This is a genomic window from Campylobacter anatolicus (genome assembly GCF_018145655.1).
GTDB lineage: Bacteria > Campylobacterota > Campylobacteria > Campylobacterales > Campylobacteraceae > Campylobacter_A > Campylobacter_A anatolicus.
In genome coordinates, this window is sequence record NZ_JAGSSY010000008.1 from 14,515 (window position 1) to 31,807 (window position 17,293).

At 32.6% G+C, this 17,293-nt stretch carries 26 protein-coding genes; 2 read left to right on the forward strand and 24 right to left on the reverse strand.

Annotated elements, in window-relative coordinates; translation table 11 throughout:
* The first annotated feature begins 1,072 nt into the window (after window positions 1-1,072).
* Both KDE13_RS09090 and KDE13_RS09095 read left to right on the forward strand, forming a co-directional pair.
* Window positions 1,073-1,744 carry a ParA family protein gene (locus tag KDE13_RS09090; RefSeq protein ID WP_212143646.1) on the forward strand — a complete coding sequence of 224 codons (672 nt, stop codon included), beginning with the start codon at window positions 1,073-1,075 and terminating at the stop codon, window positions 1,742-1,744.
* Window positions 1,745-1,747: 3 nt separating this feature from the next.
* Window positions 1,748-2,002 (forward strand): hypothetical protein, encoded by a 255-nt coding sequence (locus KDE13_RS09095; protein ID WP_212143647.1) that lies wholly within the window; start codon window positions 1,748-1,750, stop codon window positions 2,000-2,002.
* 15 nt (window positions 2,003-2,017) lie between these two features.
* Here the strand turns inward: KDE13_RS09095 and KDE13_RS09100 are convergent, their stop codons facing one another.
* The 24 genes from KDE13_RS09100 to KDE13_RS09210 form a co-directional block, all read right to left on the reverse strand.
* On the reverse strand, window positions 2,018-2,578 hold the full coding sequence (locus tag KDE13_RS09100; RefSeq protein WP_212143648.1) for a hypothetical protein: 561 nt from the start codon (window positions 2,576-2,578) through the stop codon (window positions 2,018-2,020).
* 14 nt (window positions 2,579-2,592) lie between these two features.
* On the reverse strand, window positions 2,593-2,718 hold the full coding sequence (locus KDE13_RS09715) for a hypothetical protein (RefSeq protein WP_267873718.1): 126 nt from the start codon (window positions 2,716-2,718) through the stop codon (window positions 2,593-2,595).
* A 6-nt stretch (window positions 2,719-2,724) separates the two neighbouring features.
* Window positions 2,725-2,949 carry a hypothetical protein gene (locus KDE13_RS09105; protein ID WP_212143649.1) on the reverse strand — a complete coding sequence of 75 codons (225 nt, stop codon included), beginning with the start codon at window positions 2,947-2,949 and terminating at the stop codon, window positions 2,725-2,727.
* Window positions 2,950-2,960: 11 nt separating this feature from the next.
* Window positions 2,961-4,832, reverse strand: a complete 1,872-nt coding sequence (locus tag KDE13_RS09110; protein ID WP_212143650.1) for an ImmA/IrrE family metallo-endopeptidase — start codon at window positions 4,830-4,832, stop codon at window positions 2,961-2,963.
* Window positions 4,833-5,005: 173 nt separating this feature from the next.
* Window positions 5,006-5,299: a hypothetical protein gene (locus KDE13_RS09115; protein WP_212143651.1), complete on the reverse strand. Its 294-nt coding sequence runs from the start codon at window positions 5,297-5,299 to the stop codon at window positions 5,006-5,008.
* Window positions 5,296-5,631 carry a hypothetical protein gene (locus tag KDE13_RS09120; RefSeq protein ID WP_212143652.1) on the reverse strand — a complete coding sequence of 112 codons (336 nt, stop codon included), beginning with the start codon at window positions 5,629-5,631 and terminating at the stop codon, window positions 5,296-5,298. The genes KDE13_RS09115 and KDE13_RS09120 overlap by 4 nt, the downstream gene beginning before the upstream one ends.
* A 2-nt stretch (window positions 5,632-5,633) precedes the next feature.
* Window positions 5,634-6,419 (reverse strand): nucleotidyl transferase AbiEii/AbiGii toxin family protein, encoded by a 786-nt coding sequence (locus KDE13_RS09125; RefSeq protein WP_212143653.1) that lies wholly within the window; start codon window positions 6,417-6,419, stop codon window positions 5,634-5,636.
* Window positions 6,407-6,730: a hypothetical protein gene (locus KDE13_RS09130; protein WP_212143654.1), complete on the reverse strand. Its 324-nt coding sequence runs from the start codon at window positions 6,728-6,730 to the stop codon at window positions 6,407-6,409. The genes KDE13_RS09125 and KDE13_RS09130 overlap by 13 nt, the downstream gene beginning before the upstream one ends.
* 9 nt (window positions 6,731-6,739) lie before the next feature.
* Window positions 6,740-7,012 carry a hypothetical protein gene (locus tag KDE13_RS09135; RefSeq protein WP_212143655.1) on the reverse strand — a complete coding sequence of 91 codons (273 nt, stop codon included), beginning with the start codon at window positions 7,010-7,012 and terminating at the stop codon, window positions 6,740-6,742.
* 128 nt (window positions 7,013-7,140) lie between these two features.
* Window positions 7,141-7,269, reverse strand: coding sequence for a type II toxin-antitoxin system YoeB family toxin (locus tag KDE13_RS09865; RefSeq protein WP_420838383.1), 129 nt, complete (start codon window positions 7,267-7,269; stop codon window positions 7,141-7,143).
* A 79-nt stretch (window positions 7,270-7,348) separates the two neighbouring features.
* The gene (locus KDE13_RS09145) at window positions 7,349-7,591 is read right to left on the reverse strand and encodes a type II toxin-antitoxin system RelB/DinJ family antitoxin (RefSeq protein ID WP_212143656.1); all 243 of its coding nucleotides are present in this window, start codon (window positions 7,589-7,591) and stop codon (window positions 7,349-7,351) included.
* Window positions 7,592-7,635: 44 nt separating this feature from the next.
* Window positions 7,636-9,834, reverse strand: coding sequence for a hypothetical protein (locus tag KDE13_RS09150; RefSeq protein ID WP_212143657.1), 2,199 nt, complete (start codon window positions 9,832-9,834; stop codon window positions 7,636-7,638).
* A 4-nt stretch (window positions 9,835-9,838) separates the two neighbouring features.
* A complete protein-coding gene (locus KDE13_RS09155) occupies window positions 9,839-10,444 on the reverse strand; it encodes a hypothetical protein (RefSeq protein WP_212143658.1) in 606 nt (201 codons plus the stop codon).
* 5 nt (window positions 10,445-10,449) lie between these two features.
* The gene (locus tag KDE13_RS09160; protein WP_212143659.1) at window positions 10,450-10,821 is read right to left on the reverse strand and encodes a hypothetical protein; all 372 of its coding nucleotides are present in this window, start codon (window positions 10,819-10,821) and stop codon (window positions 10,450-10,452) included.
* Between the two features lie 11 nt (window positions 10,822-10,832).
* Window positions 10,833-11,954: a hypothetical protein gene (locus KDE13_RS09165; protein ID WP_212143660.1), complete on the reverse strand. Its 1,122-nt coding sequence runs from the start codon at window positions 11,952-11,954 to the stop codon at window positions 10,833-10,835.
* 1 nt (window position 11,955) lies between these two features.
* Complete coding sequence (locus KDE13_RS09170) at window positions 11,956-12,318, reverse strand: hypothetical protein (protein WP_212143661.1); 363 nt, start codon at window positions 12,316-12,318, stop codon at window positions 11,956-11,958.
* Complete coding sequence (locus KDE13_RS09175; protein WP_212143662.1) at window positions 12,299-12,574, reverse strand: hypothetical protein; 276 nt, start codon at window positions 12,572-12,574, stop codon at window positions 12,299-12,301. Before KDE13_RS09175 ends, KDE13_RS09170 begins: the two co-directional genes overlap by 20 nt.
* Window positions 12,571-12,912 (reverse strand): hypothetical protein, encoded by a 342-nt coding sequence (locus KDE13_RS09180; protein ID WP_212143663.1) that lies wholly within the window; start codon window positions 12,910-12,912, stop codon window positions 12,571-12,573. Before KDE13_RS09180 ends, KDE13_RS09175 begins: the two co-directional genes overlap by 4 nt.
* Window positions 12,913-12,916: 4 nt before the next feature.
* Entirely contained in the window at window positions 12,917-14,758 is a 1,842-nt protein-coding gene (locus KDE13_RS09185) for a type IV secretory system conjugative DNA transfer family protein (RefSeq protein ID WP_212143664.1), read from the reverse strand.
* Window positions 14,759-15,583, reverse strand: a complete 825-nt coding sequence (locus KDE13_RS09190; RefSeq protein ID WP_212143665.1) for a hypothetical protein — start codon at window positions 15,581-15,583, stop codon at window positions 14,759-14,761. It lies immediately after the preceding gene.
* A 63-nt stretch (window positions 15,584-15,646) separates the two neighbouring features.
* Window positions 15,647-15,979, reverse strand: a complete 333-nt coding sequence (locus KDE13_RS09195) for a hypothetical protein (protein ID WP_212143666.1) — start codon at window positions 15,977-15,979, stop codon at window positions 15,647-15,649.
* A gap of 54 nt (window positions 15,980-16,033) precedes the next feature.
* Window positions 16,034-16,417 carry a hypothetical protein gene (locus tag KDE13_RS09200; RefSeq protein WP_212143667.1) on the reverse strand — a complete coding sequence of 128 codons (384 nt, stop codon included), beginning with the start codon at window positions 16,415-16,417 and terminating at the stop codon, window positions 16,034-16,036.
* Window positions 16,418-16,429: 12 nt separating this feature from the next.
* Window positions 16,430-16,738, reverse strand: a complete 309-nt coding sequence (locus KDE13_RS09205) for a hypothetical protein (protein ID WP_212143668.1) — start codon at window positions 16,736-16,738, stop codon at window positions 16,430-16,432.
* A 28-nt stretch (window positions 16,739-16,766) separates the two neighbouring features.
* Window positions 16,767-17,293: hypothetical protein (locus KDE13_RS09210; protein ID WP_212143669.1), on the reverse strand; the 527-nt coding region annotated here is incomplete at its 5' end.

Here is a 17,293-nt window from a genome sequence, read left to right on the forward strand (position 1 = left end):
AATTTGATACAATTCTTTGCGTAAATACGCAAAAATATAATTTTTCTATTAAAAAAATGACAAATTTTAACCATTTTTCGTTGCAGGTCTGACTGTTTTCGTTGCAGGTCTGACTGTTTTTTTTTCACACGTGAAAAATTAAAAAATGCTCAAATACCGATTTTATCGTATCTGAGAAGCATTTTTTAAAAAAACTCCTATATATTATTCTAACCACATTTTTATCATTTCTATAATCACTAAAAAATTCTAAAAATTAGTTTCTTTTTTAAGAATTTATTTACTTTCTTAATAATTTAAACTAATATAAAATATTAATAATATAAAATAATTTTCAAACTTTTTTTAAATTTATTTACTTCTAAAAAGGAAATAAATACTATTTTTTAGCCATTTTTTAACATAAAATTTTAGTTATTTTTCTTTTAAATTTTTATTCTTAAAATGTAATTATTCTAATAATATAATAAAAAGAACATTTACAAACAAATTATTGCTATTTTTTATAACTATTTTAGAATATTCTGGTCTTAATTTTTCTCATTAAGAATTTTAATCTTAAAGTATAGATTATATACGTTATTTACTCTTGTTTACGGACCGAAACTTAGCTCTCCAACACAATTAGCTACAAATTTATTTAAGCCACATATGCCTTTAAACTGTAACGCTAGAAAAAACTTTTTAAACATTTTCAATCTTATATCATATAAGTATAATTATACTATTGATATACTTATCCTTTAAATATAAATATAATTATAGTATATTTATATTTATATATTACTTAAAATATAGTAATATTTTAATATATTTATATTATATTTTTACTAACAATATAATATATTTTAAGTATATAATAAATTTCTGTTATATATATAGTATAAAGTTAATATATACTTAATATATTTAAAGTAACTTTATACTATATATATTAAAATATTAGTAATCTTTTAGTAAAAATATAATATAAATATATTAAAATATTACTATATTTTAAGTAATATATAAATATAAATATACTATAATTATATTTATATTTAAAGGATAAGTATAAGAAAGGAATTAAGAAATGATTATTGTATTTTCACACCCAAAAGGCGGAGTTGGTAAAACGCTATTGTCGTTTAATTATGCTATATATAACAAGCTAAACAATGGAGACATTACCGTGATTGACTTAGACGGTCAGCATAGTATTTCAAATTTTAACAATATCCGTAATGCAGTTGGCTTAAAGCCTGTGCTAGATATTTTACAGTTTAAAGAGCCTAACGAATTTTTGAGCTACTTAAAAACTGTTGATGAAAATAAAAAAATCATCATAGATACAGGCGGTTTTGATAGTGCGTTTAACCGTATAGCCTTAGCATTTTCAGACATCATTATAACGCCTGTTAGTGATAGCCCTGTTGAGATTATGCGACTACTTGACTTTGATAGAATTCTAAATGAAATTTCAAAGAATATCAATCGTAATCTAAAAACATATATCGTAATAAATAGAATACACCCTAGCTTGACAAATCTAAATTTCATAAAAAACCCTTTACGTGGCAAAGAGCGTTTTAAATTTTTAGATAGTATCGTAAGAGATAGAGCAAGGATTAAATTCTCAGTGGCTCAGGGCGGAGCTGTATTTGAGGACGATGGAGCTAAAAGAGATGAAAAGGCTATAAGCGAACTTACAGACCTTTTCAATGAGATTGAAAACATAATTATAGCACAAAAAACTAAGGAGTAAAAAATGAGTAAAGAACTTAACGATATAGCACTTCGTGCAATTATAGACGGTAGCGAGGTTAGCGAAAGTGGAGCTATTGCCGATACACAACCAAAAGTAGTTTTAAGACAACCAAGAAAGCGTGTAGAGCATAGAAATTTTAGTGTCAATTTTAGACTAGATGACTACAATAAATTTCAGCAATATTTAAATGATAACAATATAGGTAGTGGCTCAGAATTTATTAGAGAGCTTTTAAGAGAAAAAGGCGTTATTTGATTTTTAGAGGGCGTTTTACGCCCCTATATCCAAGATTTTAATTAGACTATCTTTTATCTCTTCAAACTCGCTATTATCTTTAATGCCCTTTTGCTCGTAACCTGCCTTTTCCATTTCATCAGCTAGTAAAGTTTTATATTGCTCTTTTGCCAAGTCATCAAGTGCCTTACAAGTATCTTTATCTAATAAGGTGCTATCTGCAAAGACCTCTTTTATGCTAGATTTTGTTTCTGCTACTTCATCAACGCAGTGTAAAAAGCCGTTAATTACTTCTACGTCTATATCTTTTAAAGCTTTTTTGTATCTCTGCATTGTTTCATACTCTATCTCTTTTGCATTATCTTTATCCCTGTATTTCTCCATAATCACGGCTAGTAAAAGAGGCATTTTAACCTTACTTGCTAAAGCGTTACCCTCTTTATCTCTAACATCGCAAATACTCGCTATTTCCTCTTTTAATCTATCTTCACGCTGTTTTTTAAGAGTTTCATAACTCGCCTTTTCTTTATAGACACTTACTAATCTATTGTAAATTTCTTTCGCCTCTACAACTTGATTGTCATCTAACTTTAACATCTTTCTATCCTTTCTTATTTTTGCTTATGCACTGCTGATTTATTAGTTTCAGGCTCTTTAAATTGTTTGCTATCTTGTGCTATATCTTGCAAACTATATTCTTTGTCTTGCCAAGAATAATCACTGTCGCACTTTGCCATTGTTAATTAAGCTATGTTTGTTATATCGTCCTCAGTAAAATTTACTTGTAAGGCATTATTTACATAATGGGTCAAAGACTTTTCACTATTGCCATAAGCCGTAAAATACTCCCTTATGCACTCAATAGCTAAGCTCTCATTTGTTTTAAAACCTTGCCCTGAATTTTGCACCGCTTCAATACAGTTGTCAAAATTTATTTTTGTCAGGTCAAGTCTATTATTATCTTTCATCTTGCACCTCTTTACTGTTTAGGTCTTTGTTTTGTTGTATGCTGTTGCTTTTCAACTTCTGCTTCCTGTCGTGCCTGTTTGTGCTGTGGTTCTTGAATATTTTTAAACTCGGTTTCTAAGCTCTTAAATTCGCTGTAATCTTCGTTGTCAATTTCTGCTAAAACATCGCTAAACATTGATTGTTTTTTCGGTGTTTGCTTAATTTCTGTATCCTGATTAACCACCTCTGCTAAATCAATTTTAGTCGAATTTACCGTTTCTTGTAGCTGTCTTTCTATCTCTTTTTGCACCATTTCATTAATGTTAATTTTTGTATTTATGTCCTTTACTGCTCTATGCACGTTATTAAATACATCTTGCAAACTTGCCTCTGGCATATTTTGCATATAACCCAAAATATACTCCGTCGACGGTATTTTAATTCCAAATTGCTTACCCAAAACATAAGCAAAACTTTCAGCCTCAGCCTCACGTCTTGATTTAACACTAGGGTCTTTTATTGTTTCGCCCTTTTTAAAGTGCAGTAGTTGGTGTCCTGTTTCGTGTAGTAAGATTGCTAACCGTTGTTCTGTCGTGGTGTTTAATGTATCAATATGAATTTCTTTTCTATTAGTCGTGGTGTTTATGGTCGCATAACCGCTGTGAGTTTTTTCTAGCGGTCTTGCAAAAATATCTATATCGTAAGTATTACTAATCAAGTCTTTTACTGAGTTGAAAAAATCTTGATTTATTTTCATACCCTCAATTTCCATAAAGTCAGCCATTTTTTTATAACCTTTTTGGTATGCGTCGGTCTGTGCTACGTCATAAACCTTACCGCTAAGGCTAAATCCTGTTTCAGTCTTAGGTTTGCCGTTTTCATCAAGTAAAGGTATTTTTTTGCCGTTTTCATCAAGTTTAAAAATATAAATTTCTTCGCCGTTTTCGTCAGTGATTTTTTCTTTTTCATAAACTGTTTTTTCAGTCGGTATAATCACATTTAACGCCAAGCCTTTTACATCAATACCAAGCTCCGCCCAATCTTTTTCAGATTTAACGACGTGTCCGCTGCTAATACCCCTGTTTTCTAATTGCCCTTTAATAAGTAAAACGTTTCTTGCTGAATAGTTGTATAAATACCCAAACTGCTTTATATAGCTATAATACGTTGCAAGTGCTTTTTCTGCTGTCGCAGAATTTTTAAGCTGTGCTTCTATCTCGTCAAAGCTCTTAGCTATATTATTTGCTTCATCTCTGATATTTTTCCACTCATTTTTTTTACTGTCTACCCACTCTTGCTTAGCTCTCTCTTTTATCTCTTCACGCTCTTTAATCTTAAAACCACTACTTGCGTTTGATAAATATGAGATTAGCTTACCTTGTGCGATACCTTCTTCTACACTAGCCTTAAATTTTTCTCTTGTTTCAGGCTTAGCTCTATTTTTCACGTAAAATTCAATTTGTCCGAAAGTAATCTGTCTAAATTCCTTTTCCTTAAAACCTTTTACGCTAAATATATCATTTCTGCCAAGCTGATTTTGTTCTGCAAAAAGGTCAAACCAATCATTAAATTTAGGGTCAGGCTCAGGTAATTTGTATTTAAAACCGCCTCTTTGATTGTAGTTACGTTTTATATCGCCATAATAGGGCTTAGAATTTTCGTATATATCGCCTTTAAAGGTGTTGTTTCGTGAGCTGTTTTCAAATTTGCTTACAAACTGCCTTTTAGCTTCAACGTCTGTATTATTTGCTATATGCTCGAACATATCTCTAACCTTGATACTCTCGTTGTTATAAGATAAATTTTGCTCTAAATTTACCTCATTTTCAGCTATATACTCGTCCGCCCACTCTGCGAATTCCGAAACCTGATTATCCTGTGTAAAATTAGGTTGTCTTGCCATTGTGTAGCTCCTTAAAAAATATTTTGTATAATTATATCAAAAATAATTAAAAAAATTGTATAGTATTATACAAAAATATATTATAATTTTATTTTATTATACAAATATTTACAATTTGCCTTAATCGCATAAGGCAAATTATTTTATGAAAGTAAAGTTTTTTTAGTGGATTTTTATTTTAGTAGTTTGTTGTGTTTGTCAAGTAAAAAAAGTATCTCTTTTTTTTGCAAAAGCTCTGTCTGATAAGCCAAAAGTAGCTTTTCAAGCTCCCTATTTTGCTCCAAAATATCATTTGTGTTTTTGTTTATGTTAGGTATTAAATTGCTTTCTATCTCGCTTGTTGCTTTATCTATGATAGATGATATATGAGTGCTAGATTTTTGAAATCCTGTGTTTATATCTACCGCACACAGACACGCAAACGCTGTAACTGCTGTAACTGCTAAGATTAAAAGAGTTTTTTTCATTTCTTTTCTCCGCCCTGCGTTGCCTCATTATTGACTAATTTTTTAAGCCTGTTAAGCTCATTATTGACACTGCTACTCTCTAATGTTTCCTCTTTTAATAGCTCTCTATGATTTGTTAAAAGCTCTCTTTTTAGCTCGTCATTTTTAACGATTTTATCAATAACCGTATTACTCATTTTATTATAGTTGCTTATAACTGTTTTGTTTTCAGAAGTTACAACCTGATTATATTCTGCAAAAGCTTGATTTATACCGTCGATAACGCTACTGCTCCAAACTGCACCAAAGGCAAAATTTGCCACTACCGATAAGACTAATAGTTGTTTTTTCATCTTTATTTCTGCTTTCTAACCTTGCTTTGTTTTTCTTGTGTCTTGCTGTCCTCTGCTTTTAGACTATCCATATTGTCATACTCAGCATTTTTTGCCTCAAATAGCATATCGTTGATATTTAGTTTCTTTTCTATATTAAAAAAATCATTAAAAACTTTTTTATAGTTGTTTTTAAAATCTTCAAAAATATCTTTGTTGCTTATGTTTAAATCATTTTCTCCATTTTTAGTTAATACAAAACTTTTAATTCTCGCACATATGGCTTCAGGCAGATTTGCACTCTTTATTTTTAATTTCTCAATACTGTCAAAAAGGTCAAAATTTGAGTTTTTGATTATACAATATATGTCAAACAAATCTCTTGCCTGTTCTCTTGAAAAACTTGCATCAAGTTTATTGATAAAAATGTCTTGCATATTGTCTAACAAAAAGCCATTTTTGCTTTCTAATTTGCCTATTATAGGTAAGCTATCATAAACTAAGTCAATTTTCAAGCCTGTTTCGTTGTCGTATAGTCTTTTAAAATTTGGATGGTCTATGTCTATTTTAAAGTCTAAATCACTATCTCTTAGAAAATTAATAAAATTTACAAGTTCGTTCTTTGCACTAACTCCGCTCTCTACCGTAAATAAGTCAATATCATCGGAGTAGCGGTAATTATCTAAATGAAATCTTTGTAGTGCTGTCCCCCCTGTTAGATATAGCAAGCACTCGCTTTTAGCAAGTAGGTTTAAAACCTTATCTTGTGCCTTGTATAGATTGTCGTATCTATCTTTTAGATGTGCCATTTTCTATCCCTTAACTGATAAGTTGGGTCAATATATGTATTTATAAGTGCGTCAAGCCTTAGCCTTAAAAAGGGCTGTTTGTGGCTAAGGTCTTTATCTCTTAGCTCGTTTAAAAACTCAACAATATACTCTTTTTTTATAATAGACAAATCGCGAGCCATAAAATCTGAGCTTTGCAAAACTGCACTAAAAATTTGCTTTGCCAAGTGCTTATCGTTTATGTTTTTTAGTATATATTCAGGCGTATAGCTAGTATTGCCCCAAAAACACTTACTGATAATTAGTTTTGCCAATTCATCTTTTGTAGGCATTTTATATCCTTAGTTTTGCCTTTTAGACATTTCATCTAAATAGCTTTTATAGTAAGTTTCGCCACCTTTAAAACAAGCATTGAATTTATCAAGTGAAAAAAGAACGCAAGGTAAAACAAATGCTAAGATTAAAAAACCTGCCGACCAATACCATTTATCATCTATCATAATTGAAGCCAAACCGCCACCACACAAAGCTATAAAAGCAAAAAATAAGCCGCCAAAGAATTTTAAAATTCTCTCTTGTCCGTCTAGTCTAACAACTACTTTTTCATCTTTCATTGTAAAATCCTTTCTAACTTTTATTATAAAGTATAATACAACTTTTTATCATTATTTATCAAGTATTATACAATTTTATTTATCTCTATAATGAGAGCCACACTGTATTATTTCAATAGCTCTGTCTTTTATGCGATAAACAATTCTATTTTTTTATCTATTCTTCTGCTCCAATAAGGGCTTAGCTCACCTTTTAAAGGCTCAGGATTTCCTATACCTTGATAGCCGCTTCTATCAATATCTTTTATTAATTCCAAAATCTTTTTTAGATTTTTTTATCTTCCCTTTGCCAATACTCAAATTCTTCCCAAGCTTCATCACTCCAAGATTTTATCACTATATAACCTCGTGTATCGTTCCGCCGTTTCTTTCCATTTGTGCCATTGACTTTCTAAGTCGTTTCAAATTCTTTTCTGAGTAAAAAGGGTCTGTCCTCAATTCAAAAGGTATTCCACCGTTTCTAATAACTTGTTTATAAAAAGCATTTGTTGCAGAAGTTAGATTTAAACCCAACTCTGCGAAAATGTTTTCTACCGCCTTTTTATCAGTTTCACTTACTCTTATATTTATAGTAGTCATTGTATTAACCTTGTATATATGAAATGTAGTTATATTATACCATATTACAACTGAAAACTATACCTTTCAAGCCTATTACTAAACTGCTCTGTAACATTGCTAATACCGCTATTATTTAATCCAACCAATTTTAAAACCCAAGTAGGGGCTGTTAAAATAGTCTTCCACATAATGTAAGTTGCACCGATAGTTCCTATTATGCTAAATAATACGTTAAATACCGCATAAACCAAATTTAATGGCAACTGACTTGTTGCCTCTCTCATCATTGCCATTTGCTCTATTGCATACACTATAAAAATATCTGTGAAAAGCGTGTATAAAAATAGTGCTAGATAGATAAAGAGGACAATTAAAATAGGCTTTAAGAAAATTGCTATGCCTGTTGTTAAAAACTCAACTATTTTAGCCTGTTTGCCTATCGTAAGTGAAAATGCTGTTACAAACGGCGATATATAGAAAAATTTAGTAAGCTCCATAATGTAGCCGATAAAAGCAAGTGCTGAGGCTACCACTGCTACCGTTAGCGGTATAAATGATAAAGCTTTATCAAACAAATAAACTACTGCAACCATTGACAAAGCCGAGCCTGTCGCGTTTGCTCCTGCTGTAATTAATGCCCCACCTGCTTTAAATGCCTTGCCTATAAGTGGTATTCCTGAAAGAAAATTGTCTTTACCAACTGTATTATTTATGCTCTCTCCAATGGTATCTTTATAAAAACCATAAAGAGCATTATAAACCTCTCCTGCACCAGGCAAAATAAAATATGCTAAATTACCCAAAAACTGAGGTTCAAACGATAGCCATTTTCCTGTCCCTGTTCTCTCTTTTTCGTTTCTTTCTGCTAAATCTTTTGAAGCTTTTTCCGCCAATCTTGCGTTTTCTTCTTGTAGCTTTTTAGCCGTGTCTGCGTCTGTGATTAAAGGTATGTGATTTACCAAAATTGATAAAGCAGGTATCATTGTTGAGTTAATCCAACCTAGTTCATTTTGCCTACGCTCGACGCCCTTATCAATCTGTGTTAAAAGCGTGTTTAATTCATTGTTTTTTATATTATTTTGTAAGCCATTAAGGGCTATATTGTTTTGTCTTTGTAGTGCATAATAGCTACCTAGTGCGTGTTCTATATTTTGACAACCAATGAATTTATATTTCTCAGACAAAGAGGGATTATTAAATTTGTAAGTTTCTGCACTTCTAGCCTCTGCATACATAAAACTTGTAACAGTAGGGTATCTTACTTTACACTCGTTTAATCCTGCCTCTAACGCATTAATAATCTGCGGTATATTTAACTCTTCTTCTCTAAAATGCTTTTCCGTTTCTATATTTGAAGCTCCCACGCTACTTTTTAGCTTATCCATATAGACTTCTGAGCCTTTTGAGCCTATAATATCAGCATAATAGTTACTCCAATTTGCACCACTACGTATAGTTTTTTGGACTATCGTTCCATTCATACCGCTATCCTCAGGTATCGGTATAAAGAAAACTGCAAAGGTCAAAATCGGTATCAAAAGAGTATTTAAAACCTTTGTTTGATTATGCTCTTTTTCTACACGGTTATTAAATTCTCTTGTGCCAAGCACCGCAAAAAACCAACCGCCGACTACTACTAAAAGCATATACTGCAAAGCTGTATAGACTTCTGCCATACCTGAGTATAAATTTGAAAAATATGCTAAGTTGGCCTTATTAAATACGTCCGCTGTTGATGATAATTCAGGATTTGATGAGAATTCTACTATATTTGTTCCATAAATAGCCGTATTGTCTTTTAGCTGTATCATACCTGTGTTTTTAGTGCTTTGATAATTAACCAACTCAGGGTCAAGCGTTACAATACCGCTTAAAAAGCCTGTCATCGTCTTAACATTAGGCTTATAGGTATAATTTGAAACATCAAATTTTGAATTCTTGCTCCATAAGTTATTAATAGGCACTTCTTGATTTGTTTGTGCTATACAAGTTTCATTAACCGTATTTGCTCCTACTCCTAGCGGATTATCTAAGTCGTTTTCATTAAAAACGCTACAATATGTTACACCTGTTTTAGGGTCAAAATCCGTAACTAATGCCACCCAACCTGTATTAACCTTACGACAAGTCGGCAAACATTGCCCCTTGATTTTACTATCATCGGCAGTAAATAAATTTGCCTCAGCCTCTTTATATTGACTAGCCACGTCGGCTGTTAAAATTTGCGTTAAAGCAAAAAAAAGTAAAAATAGCCTTATCATTTCCCTACCTTTGTTTTACAACGCCGCCGCTACTGCTACCGCTGTTTTGATGATTAACTTGTCTTACAACTGAGCTGTTGACTGTATTAATATTAACAACCGTGTTTTCTGATTTATTGCCCTGTTTTTCGTTGAGCTTATCTTTCCACTCGTTCATTTTTTCTTCAAATTCGTTAGGGTATAGCTTTTTGACAATATCTTGAAATTCTTTATCCTCAAAAACTTCATTGAGTTTTCCCCCTTTTTCGTATTTCTCTACAATCTCAAAAGCTTTACCGACATAGTCGTATCCTATTTGTGCGGTTTGCTTATACTCTATACTATCCCTTATGTTTTTATCAACTAAAAGATTTTCAGCCTTATTAGTTCCTATATACTTAAAGTCATCTTTTATCAATTCAACGTCTATAAGCTCTTCTCTATCTCGCTTTTTAAAAATCTTTTTTACGTCTTTTGGTATTAAGTCTTCTAATAGCTTTAAAAGCAGTAAAACTTCTACTTTTGTGCTAAGAATATCTTGCGATGATAAAGAGATACTGCCTCGTCGTTGCTCTCTTTGTGCCTTTCTTTGTTCGCTTCTATCGTTAAACTCTTTTGCAAATTTACTCATTTTCTTTACCTCGCTTTTTTATAATTTATCTGACTAATATACTTTTGCATTATTTTTTCTACTTCCTCAATAACTTTGTTACTACGTTCTAATGCGTCATCACTTATTAGTCTTTCAATATAACTAGCTGAAATATCTTCGCCAACTGATGAATTTTTTTCAATTTGCATAGCAAAACGTCTGCTCTCTTCTTCTAGTTTGTTTAAATCGTCGTGTATATTGCCTATCTCGTCTTCATTTTTCTTTTGTTGTGCTTTAAAGATACCTGCTACGAAATTTATATCTTTTTTCAAAGAGGCTACCATTTTTGATAGCTCTTTGATAGCACTAACTATATCTTCGTTGTCTTCTTCTAATTTTATTAATCTATTTTCCATTTTTAAGCCTTTCAGTTAATCAAGCTGTTAATTTCTTGTCTTATCAAATCACGATTAAATTTCTCGTTCATTATTAACGCCTTTTGTTCGGTCAATAAGAGTAAATTTTTTCTTGTTTGTGCCTCTTCGTCAATATCTGCTAAAATTTTAACCTCTCTTAGCTGTTGCTCTTTAATTTTTGCAACGGTTTCAATCTTTTTATCATCTCTAAAAAGCTTTACAAATTCTTGACTTGTATAAATAAGGTCGTCTTTATTTCTATACAAATTTAATGCAAAGCCTTTACGCTGTATATCTCCCTCTTCAAGTTTTCTTAGTGCCGTGTTAATTATATTATCCGCTTTGTTTTTCGCACTCGTTCCCTGTAAAGATTTAAGCTCCTGTTCTAGCATAATTGCCACGTTATAAGGCGAATACTCTATTAAATCCGCCGTTAATGGTGCTACCAAGTTATCACGCTCTTTGAAATAGTCGTCCTGTGTTGCAGGTAAAGTAGCCACTATATCATCAGGCGTAATATCTTTTACTGCTTTGCCACTTGCTTTTGAATAGTCATCTATTGCCTTTAAATTATCCCATTTCTCACTTATAAAGGCTGTGTTGCTAGCACTTTTTTCAGATATTACATTACCAAAGCTACCATTACCGCCACTACCGTAATGCTGTTTAGGCGTTGAGCCACCGCTGTATTTACCGCCACCTGTCTTACTACTGCTAATTTCTTGTGAGCTAGTTTGCACTGTATCAATCGTTCCGCTCTCTTTGCCCTTTTGTTTATCTCGTGTAGAGCAGTATTTTTTTAGATACTCATTTGAGCTATAAACTTTTGAGTAGTTTCCTGTGCTGTAAGGGTATAAAGAGCAAACATTAGGTATTCTTGCCTCCAAATCAGGCAACCTATCGCATAAATCAACCTTTGGCGTTGATATAGGGTAACATTTTGACAATGTGCCATAACTTAGCTCGTCTATTTTGTCAAAAAGGCTACCTAGTAGGTCAAAACCACTATTTATTATTCTCCCTGTCTTTCCGATAAAGCCTCCGATTTCTTTTCCAACTTCGGTAACACTATCTAGCGGATTTGCAAGTGTAAAACTTGTGATTATCGCACTTGTTAAAATTATTTTTTTCATCTTAAATCTCCTTATTGCTTGTTAGTTTTTTGGCTGAATTTTCTTTTAAATTCTGCCTTAATGCTTCATCGGTCTTTCTTCTAAAATCCGATATTATTTTTAGTAAAAATACCCTGTAAAAATAGCCGTCCTTTGTAGCTCTAAAAAAGAATTTATAATAAACTGCCATACCTGCTAAGTATATTGTTAAAACCCTATCTAAATCTAAGCTATATATGCTAAGTAAAAAGTAGCTAAAACATATCATAAACACACCAAAACCACTACAAAGCATATATAAAATGCCAAGTTTTAGTCTATACTGCTCTTTGTAGAGTGTATCTAAAATGCTATCCCATTTTTGATTATTTAGATTTCCCTGCATTGTAAAACCCTTTTTGATATATGATAACTGCGTGATTGTAAAGCAAAGTTTTATATTTGTTTAGCTCAAATAAAAAATTTGATTTACTAAGCAATATAAATTTTTCTAGCTCCTTTTTGTTAATTATCGTTTGTAACTGTATGGCGTGTGTCGGATTTACCGCCTTATGCTCTACGGTTAAATTTGCCAACGCTGATGGAGAATTAGCAAAAAGTAAATTTGCTATAAAAATAAGCAAAAAAGCTAACTTTTTCATTTTTTTAACTCGCTTTCTTGCGTGTTAATGTTGCTTTGTAGCTTATTTATGATTTTCTCATTAAAAAGAATTTCTTGCTTTACTTCCGCCTGTAATTGTAGTAATTTTTGATTTTGTATTAGAATTTCTTTTGACTGTACTTCTAAAATTTGGTGTGCCTGATGAATTTTAGCGATAATCTCGCCTATCACAGTTGCGGTTTCTGCGTCAAGTGCTGTAAAATTTGCGATTGATTGTTCGCCCAAACTTACACCTATACCGTTATCTACACACCCAGTAGGGCAATAACCAAAAGCACTACTAGCAACCATTAAAAGCGATAAAATAAATTTTCTCATTATGCTACCTTTTTTCATCTAATCGGCTATAAAGTCTATACATCTGAGCCAAAAATTCTTTTTTAGGTATATGTTCGGTTATCGGTATCGGTTTTGACATCTCTTTTGCCTCATAAGTGATTTTTTTGCCAAATTTGAGTGAATTTTCGGTTACGCTACTGGCTCTATACACTTTACCGTCATTAAATACTATCATCTCGCCGTTATTCATCGCTATAACCTCTTTGTGCTTAATTGCTTGTTCTTTTTCTACTTTGTAGCGGTCTTCTGCTCCTATGCTACCTTTTATGCCTGTTCTGCGGTCGCTATACTCCATATCAATGAATTTCTTCTCTTCAACCAATTTAGAATAAAACTCAGTAGCCTCAGGATTGATATTTTTCATTAAAATGTGTGTTCCTGTAACGTCTTTTATCTCTGTTAATTCGGTGCTTTCGCTTCCTACAAGCTTACCAACTGCGTTAATCTGTGATACAGATTGAAAAATCGGTATAACTGAAATACCCAAACTTCGTGATTTACTCATAAGCCTACCAAAGCCCTCAATAATATAGCTTCCTGCCTCATCAAACCAACAAACAAACGGTATTTTAGGCTCTACGGCTTTTTCTGCCTTTTCGGCTGCAACGCCCTTAATCAAGCCTAAAATAAGCCGTCCTAAATCTTTTGGAGTTGTATCACTCGCCATTGTCGGCAAAGTTACAAAAATAAATTTGTTTCTTTGCACTGCTTCCCACATTGAAATTGTAGGCGTTTGCGTGTTAAAAACCTTGCCATAATCGCTTTTAAGGTTAGTTATAATGCCACGCCACGCCTGAGCCGACATACTAGCGTCATAAACGCCCTGTAAATCTGTGTTACCGCTCTGCTCCATACATTTATCTTCAAACATCTTGTCTTTTTTTATAAGAAAATCCTGATAATCTATGCCTATTGATGAACTTGCAAACATTATATAATCTTGTATAGCCGTGCTACTGTATGCAAAATCTCTATACTTTAATGCATCCTTAACGATTTTTTGCAACGTCATATATTCGCTTAAAACCGCAAAATCTAACGCTAAATTTTCGTTATCTCTACGCCACACCAAAAGCTTTAAAATATTTTTCATAAACTCTTTTTGTTTAGCTTTCCACTCGTTTTCTTCTCCTGCAAGTAAAGCTATTAAAATTTCATAAAGTGCCTCTGCACTACCACTTAAAAGCGGATTTACAGTATGCGTGTTATCCATATCTAAGAAATTTATGTGTATAAAGTCGTCCTCTCTGCCAAGTGCAACGCAAAGTCCGTAAATTTCTTTTGCAAACTCCGCCGTTCCCTTACCATCTACACACAAACCGCCACCGCCCAAAAGTAGCTGTTGTTCTATCATACCTTTCATAAAAACTGATTTTCCTGCTCCGATAGTTGCCATTATTAGCATATGCCGTTTAAACTGCTCTGTATCTAGCAAAAGCGGTCTAATTAAGTTATTAGGGGCTTTTACTGTCTTTACCGCACTACCAAAAAGCTTTTTAGCCTCAAAGCCTATATTTAACATATAAGGTTTTGCGGTCGGCTCGTTAGGCGTGATATTCTCATTTTCTTTTTTCTTGCTTTGCTTATCACGGCTAACGTAAAGTCCAAAACAAAACAAAGCCGACAACGCTAAAAAACTTCTAGCTATAAAATCTGTTGCTTGTCCGCCTTTGCCAACTAAACAAACTATGCTACAAATCAAGCCAATACCACAGATTGCATATACAAAATATCTAAAAAGTTCATCTTTTTTAAAAATGCTCTTTAAGGTTTCTCTATCAGGTAAAAAATATCGCTCTTCTAAATACTCAATTTGTTGTGCCATTTAAAAATCCCTGTCCTCTCTGCTGTTGTTACTGCTATTTTTTCTTTTCTGCGTGTTGTCGTTCTCGTTTAAAATATCATCAGGGATTAAGTCCTTAAACAACGCATATTTAAAATATAGACTTGCACCGTGTCTTTTTACACTGTTTAAATCTGCGTTATCTATCGCACCGACCAACTGCTCTTGTGTAAAATTTGTTGCTAAAATCTCTAAATTTGCTAAGCCTATATTGTAAAGTTTTGTAAATCTAAGCCAACTATCAATCAAAAAATACTCTGCGATATTGCCGTTTTCTTCTAGTATTTTTTGATAATCAGGGTTTAGCTCCGACTGCTTGTTTAGCTCTTTTATCTTGTCAAAGATAACTTTATATAGATAAACGGCGTTTATTTCATCAATTTTACCTATTTCAAGCAATTTCAACTCTTTTAACTCAAAAAATAGATTGGCCGTTAAATATTTATGCGTGTTGTCGTAATTTCTGTAAAATTTCTTACTAAGAGCATTAATTTTTGTTTCTACCCTATCATCTTTTAAAATACGTCTGTAATTATAAAAATTCTCTATGTCCTTTGTGCTTAGCCCCCAATAGGTCTGCTGTTTTGCTACAATATCTATGCTAGTTTTTTTAATAAAGCTTTTTAAGTATTTGTAAGCAAATACAAACGCAACTATAAAAACTGCGTAAAAATAGAAAGGCAAAGTTTCGTAAGGCTTTTTACTCTCGCCCACATAAGATAAAACCCACACGCCCCATATTACTAAAATACTAAGCGTTCCGACCATAAAAAAAATCTCTTTTTCATCTTTTCTACTGTTTGGCAATAACAAACTGTAAAAAATAACAAAAGAAACTAAAACTATTGTAAGAAAAATCGGCATTCCCACTTAAAAATCCTCATTATTTTTTATATCTATGTTTTTGCTTCTAAGCAAGTTATGCTTTTTCAAAAAAGCGTTAATCTCTTTCTCTTCTAGCAAGGTTTCTTTTTTTATAGTTTGTATTTTGTATAAAAGTTCATTTTGCTTATCTAGTGCCTCATTATAACGGTTATAAGCCTCTTCTAGTCTTGCCTGTGCTTGTTGATTTTTAGCGTAAGACTGTTGCACTTTTGTAATCGCCTGTTGTTTCGCTGTTTGTATTGTAGCAGTGCAATCAACTTTTACACACGCACCAAAAGCTACATTAACTGTCATAAAAAATACAACTATTTTTTTCATTTTCCACCCTATAAAAAAGAATTTAAGTGGCTTTTACACCACTTAAAATTTTGCTTAAACGCCCAAAGCATTAGTCCAATAATCTTTTAGCACCTGTAAGCCTTTTGCACTATCTTGCATTAAGAAAGCACCTATTAAAGCGTCTATTAAAACGCCTACTATCGCACCTAAAACGGCGGCAATAATGCAAGTATATATAACCTTGTTGCTGTCTTGCTCTTGGTCGGCTTTTTTCTTAGAATATGTATAGCCTAAGATAACACCTGTTAAAAATAAGCCTATCGGCAACCACGCCATAATTGTTTTTAATCCTAAACCTGCGGTAGCACTTGCTGTCTGGTCTAGGTTACTTACAACGTTATTTACATTGTCAAATTCCCCTGCACCAAAGGCAAAATTTGCCACTAAAAGTAGTGCAAGAATAGATAGTTTTTTCATCTGTTTTTCTCCTTAAAAATCCCTGTCCTCAGGGCGTGGGGCAAATGTGATTTTTGTAAAAAAATCACCGTTTGGATTTGATAGGTCTAGCTCTAAAATATCGCCCTGAGCGTTTTTAAGCTTCTCGCCATTAAGTAGTTTTTTCATATCTGCTTCACTTAGTTTTTTGCCAAAAGCCTTTTGATTAAAAGGTATATGAAAATTACAACTACCGACATTAATCCAATCCTTGCCGTCCTTACGAGTTTCGTAATTAGTGCAATAAACCTGAGTATTCTCACGAACTTTAATAGTTCCCTCTTTACATAATGGACATACCATTTTTATCTCCTTTTAAAAAATTTGTTTTCTAGTTTAAAAGTTGTTTTTGCCAAAATTCAGAAATCATATTAAAAAGATTTTTTCCGTCAGGCAAAAACAACGCCTCACTTGCTATATACGCCCACGCTATATAGATGATAGACGATATAATAATGCTTACAATCATAAAAGTAATTACCCCTAAATAGTCTTGCTTGTAAGTATCTTTCGTGCCTTGATAAACACCGTAAGCCATACTTCCAACCAAAACCAAAATAGGGATACATACCAATAAAAGCTTTGTAACTGTTTGTGCTAAGTGCAAACTAGCGTAAGCACCCAAAGCGTCCATAGTTTTACTCGCACCTGCTAGGGCAAAAACTTGTGCTTCGCCATCCGCCCAAAAGATTTTAAAAATCTTACCACTAAAAAAATTTGCCTCCTCTATATAAGTAATATCTAAAATTTGAATAACTGCTATAAAAAATATACAAAAGAAAGCGTGAGCGAAAAAAGCCGTCATAATCACGCTTACAATGTTAAAACCGCTTGTAGTGTTGTCCTTTGCTCTTGATA

Coding starts and splice junctions, on each gene's coding strand:
- KDE13_RS09090 (WP_212143646.1), top strand. CDS start 1,073: ATGATTATTGTATTTTCACACCCAAAAGGCGGAGTTGGTAAAACGCTA.
- KDE13_RS09095 (WP_212143647.1), top strand. CDS start 1,748: ATGAGTAAAGAACTTAACGATATAGCACTTCGTGCAATTATAGACGGT.
- KDE13_RS09100 (WP_212143648.1), bottom strand. CDS start 2,578: ATGTTAAAGTTAGATGACAATCAAGTTGTAGAGGCGAAAGAAATTTAC.
- KDE13_RS09715 (WP_267873718.1), bottom strand. CDS start 2,718: ATGGCAAAGTGCGACAGTGATTATTCTTGGCAAGACAAAGAATATAGT.
- KDE13_RS09105 (WP_212143649.1), bottom strand. CDS start 2,949: ATGAAAGATAATAATAGACTTGACCTGACAAAAATAAATTTTGACAAC.
- KDE13_RS09110 (WP_212143650.1), bottom strand. CDS start 4,832: ATGGCAAGACAACCTAATTTTACACAGGATAATCAGGTTTCGGAATTC.
- KDE13_RS09115 (WP_212143651.1), bottom strand. CDS start 5,299: ATGAAAAAAACTCTTTTAATCTTAGCAGTTACAGCAGTTACAGCGTTT.
- KDE13_RS09120 (WP_212143652.1), bottom strand. CDS start 5,631: ATGAAAAAACAACTATTAGTCTTATCGGTAGTGGCAAATTTTGCCTTT.
- KDE13_RS09125 (WP_212143653.1), bottom strand. CDS start 6,419: ATGGCACATCTAAAAGATAGATACGACAATCTATACAAGGCACAAGAT.
- KDE13_RS09130 (WP_212143654.1), bottom strand. CDS start 6,730: ATGCCTACAAAAGATGAATTGGCAAAACTAATTATCAGTAAGTGTTTT.
- KDE13_RS09135 (WP_212143655.1), bottom strand. CDS start 7,012: ATGAAAGATGAAAAAGTAGTTGTTAGACTAGACGGACAAGAGAGAATT.
- KDE13_RS09145 (WP_212143656.1), bottom strand. CDS start 7,591: ATGACTACTATAAATATAAGAGTAAGTGAAACTGATAAAAAGGCGGTA.
- KDE13_RS09150 (WP_212143657.1), bottom strand. CDS start 9,834: ATGATAAGGCTATTTTTACTTTTTTTTGCTTTAACGCAAATTTTAACA.
- KDE13_RS09155 (WP_212143658.1), bottom strand. CDS start 10,444: ATGAGTAAATTTGCAAAAGAGTTTAACGATAGAAGCGAACAAAGAAAG.
- KDE13_RS09160 (WP_212143659.1), bottom strand. CDS start 10,821: ATGGAAAATAGATTAATAAAATTAGAAGAAGACAACGAAGATATAGTT.
- KDE13_RS09165 (WP_212143660.1), bottom strand. CDS start 11,954: ATGAAAAAAATAATTTTAACAAGTGCGATAATCACAAGTTTTACACTT.
- KDE13_RS09170 (WP_212143661.1), bottom strand. CDS start 12,318: ATGCAGGGAAATCTAAATAATCAAAAATGGGATAGCATTTTAGATACA.
- KDE13_RS09175 (WP_212143662.1), bottom strand. CDS start 12,574: ATGAAAAAGTTAGCTTTTTTGCTTATTTTTATAGCAAATTTACTTTTT.
- KDE13_RS09180 (WP_212143663.1), bottom strand. CDS start 12,912: ATGAGAAAATTTATTTTATCGCTTTTAATGGTTGCTAGTAGTGCTTTT.
- KDE13_RS09185 (WP_212143664.1), bottom strand. CDS start 14,758: ATGGCACAACAAATTGAGTATTTAGAAGAGCGATATTTTTTACCTGAT.
- KDE13_RS09195 (WP_212143666.1), bottom strand. CDS start 15,979: ATGAAAAAAATAGTTGTATTTTTTATGACAGTTAATGTAGCTTTTGGT.
- KDE13_RS09200 (WP_212143667.1), bottom strand. CDS start 16,417: ATGAAAAAACTATCTATTCTTGCACTACTTTTAGTGGCAAATTTTGCC.
- KDE13_RS09205 (WP_212143668.1), bottom strand. CDS start 16,738: ATGGTATGTCCATTATGTAAAGAGGGAACTATTAAAGTTCGTGAGAAT.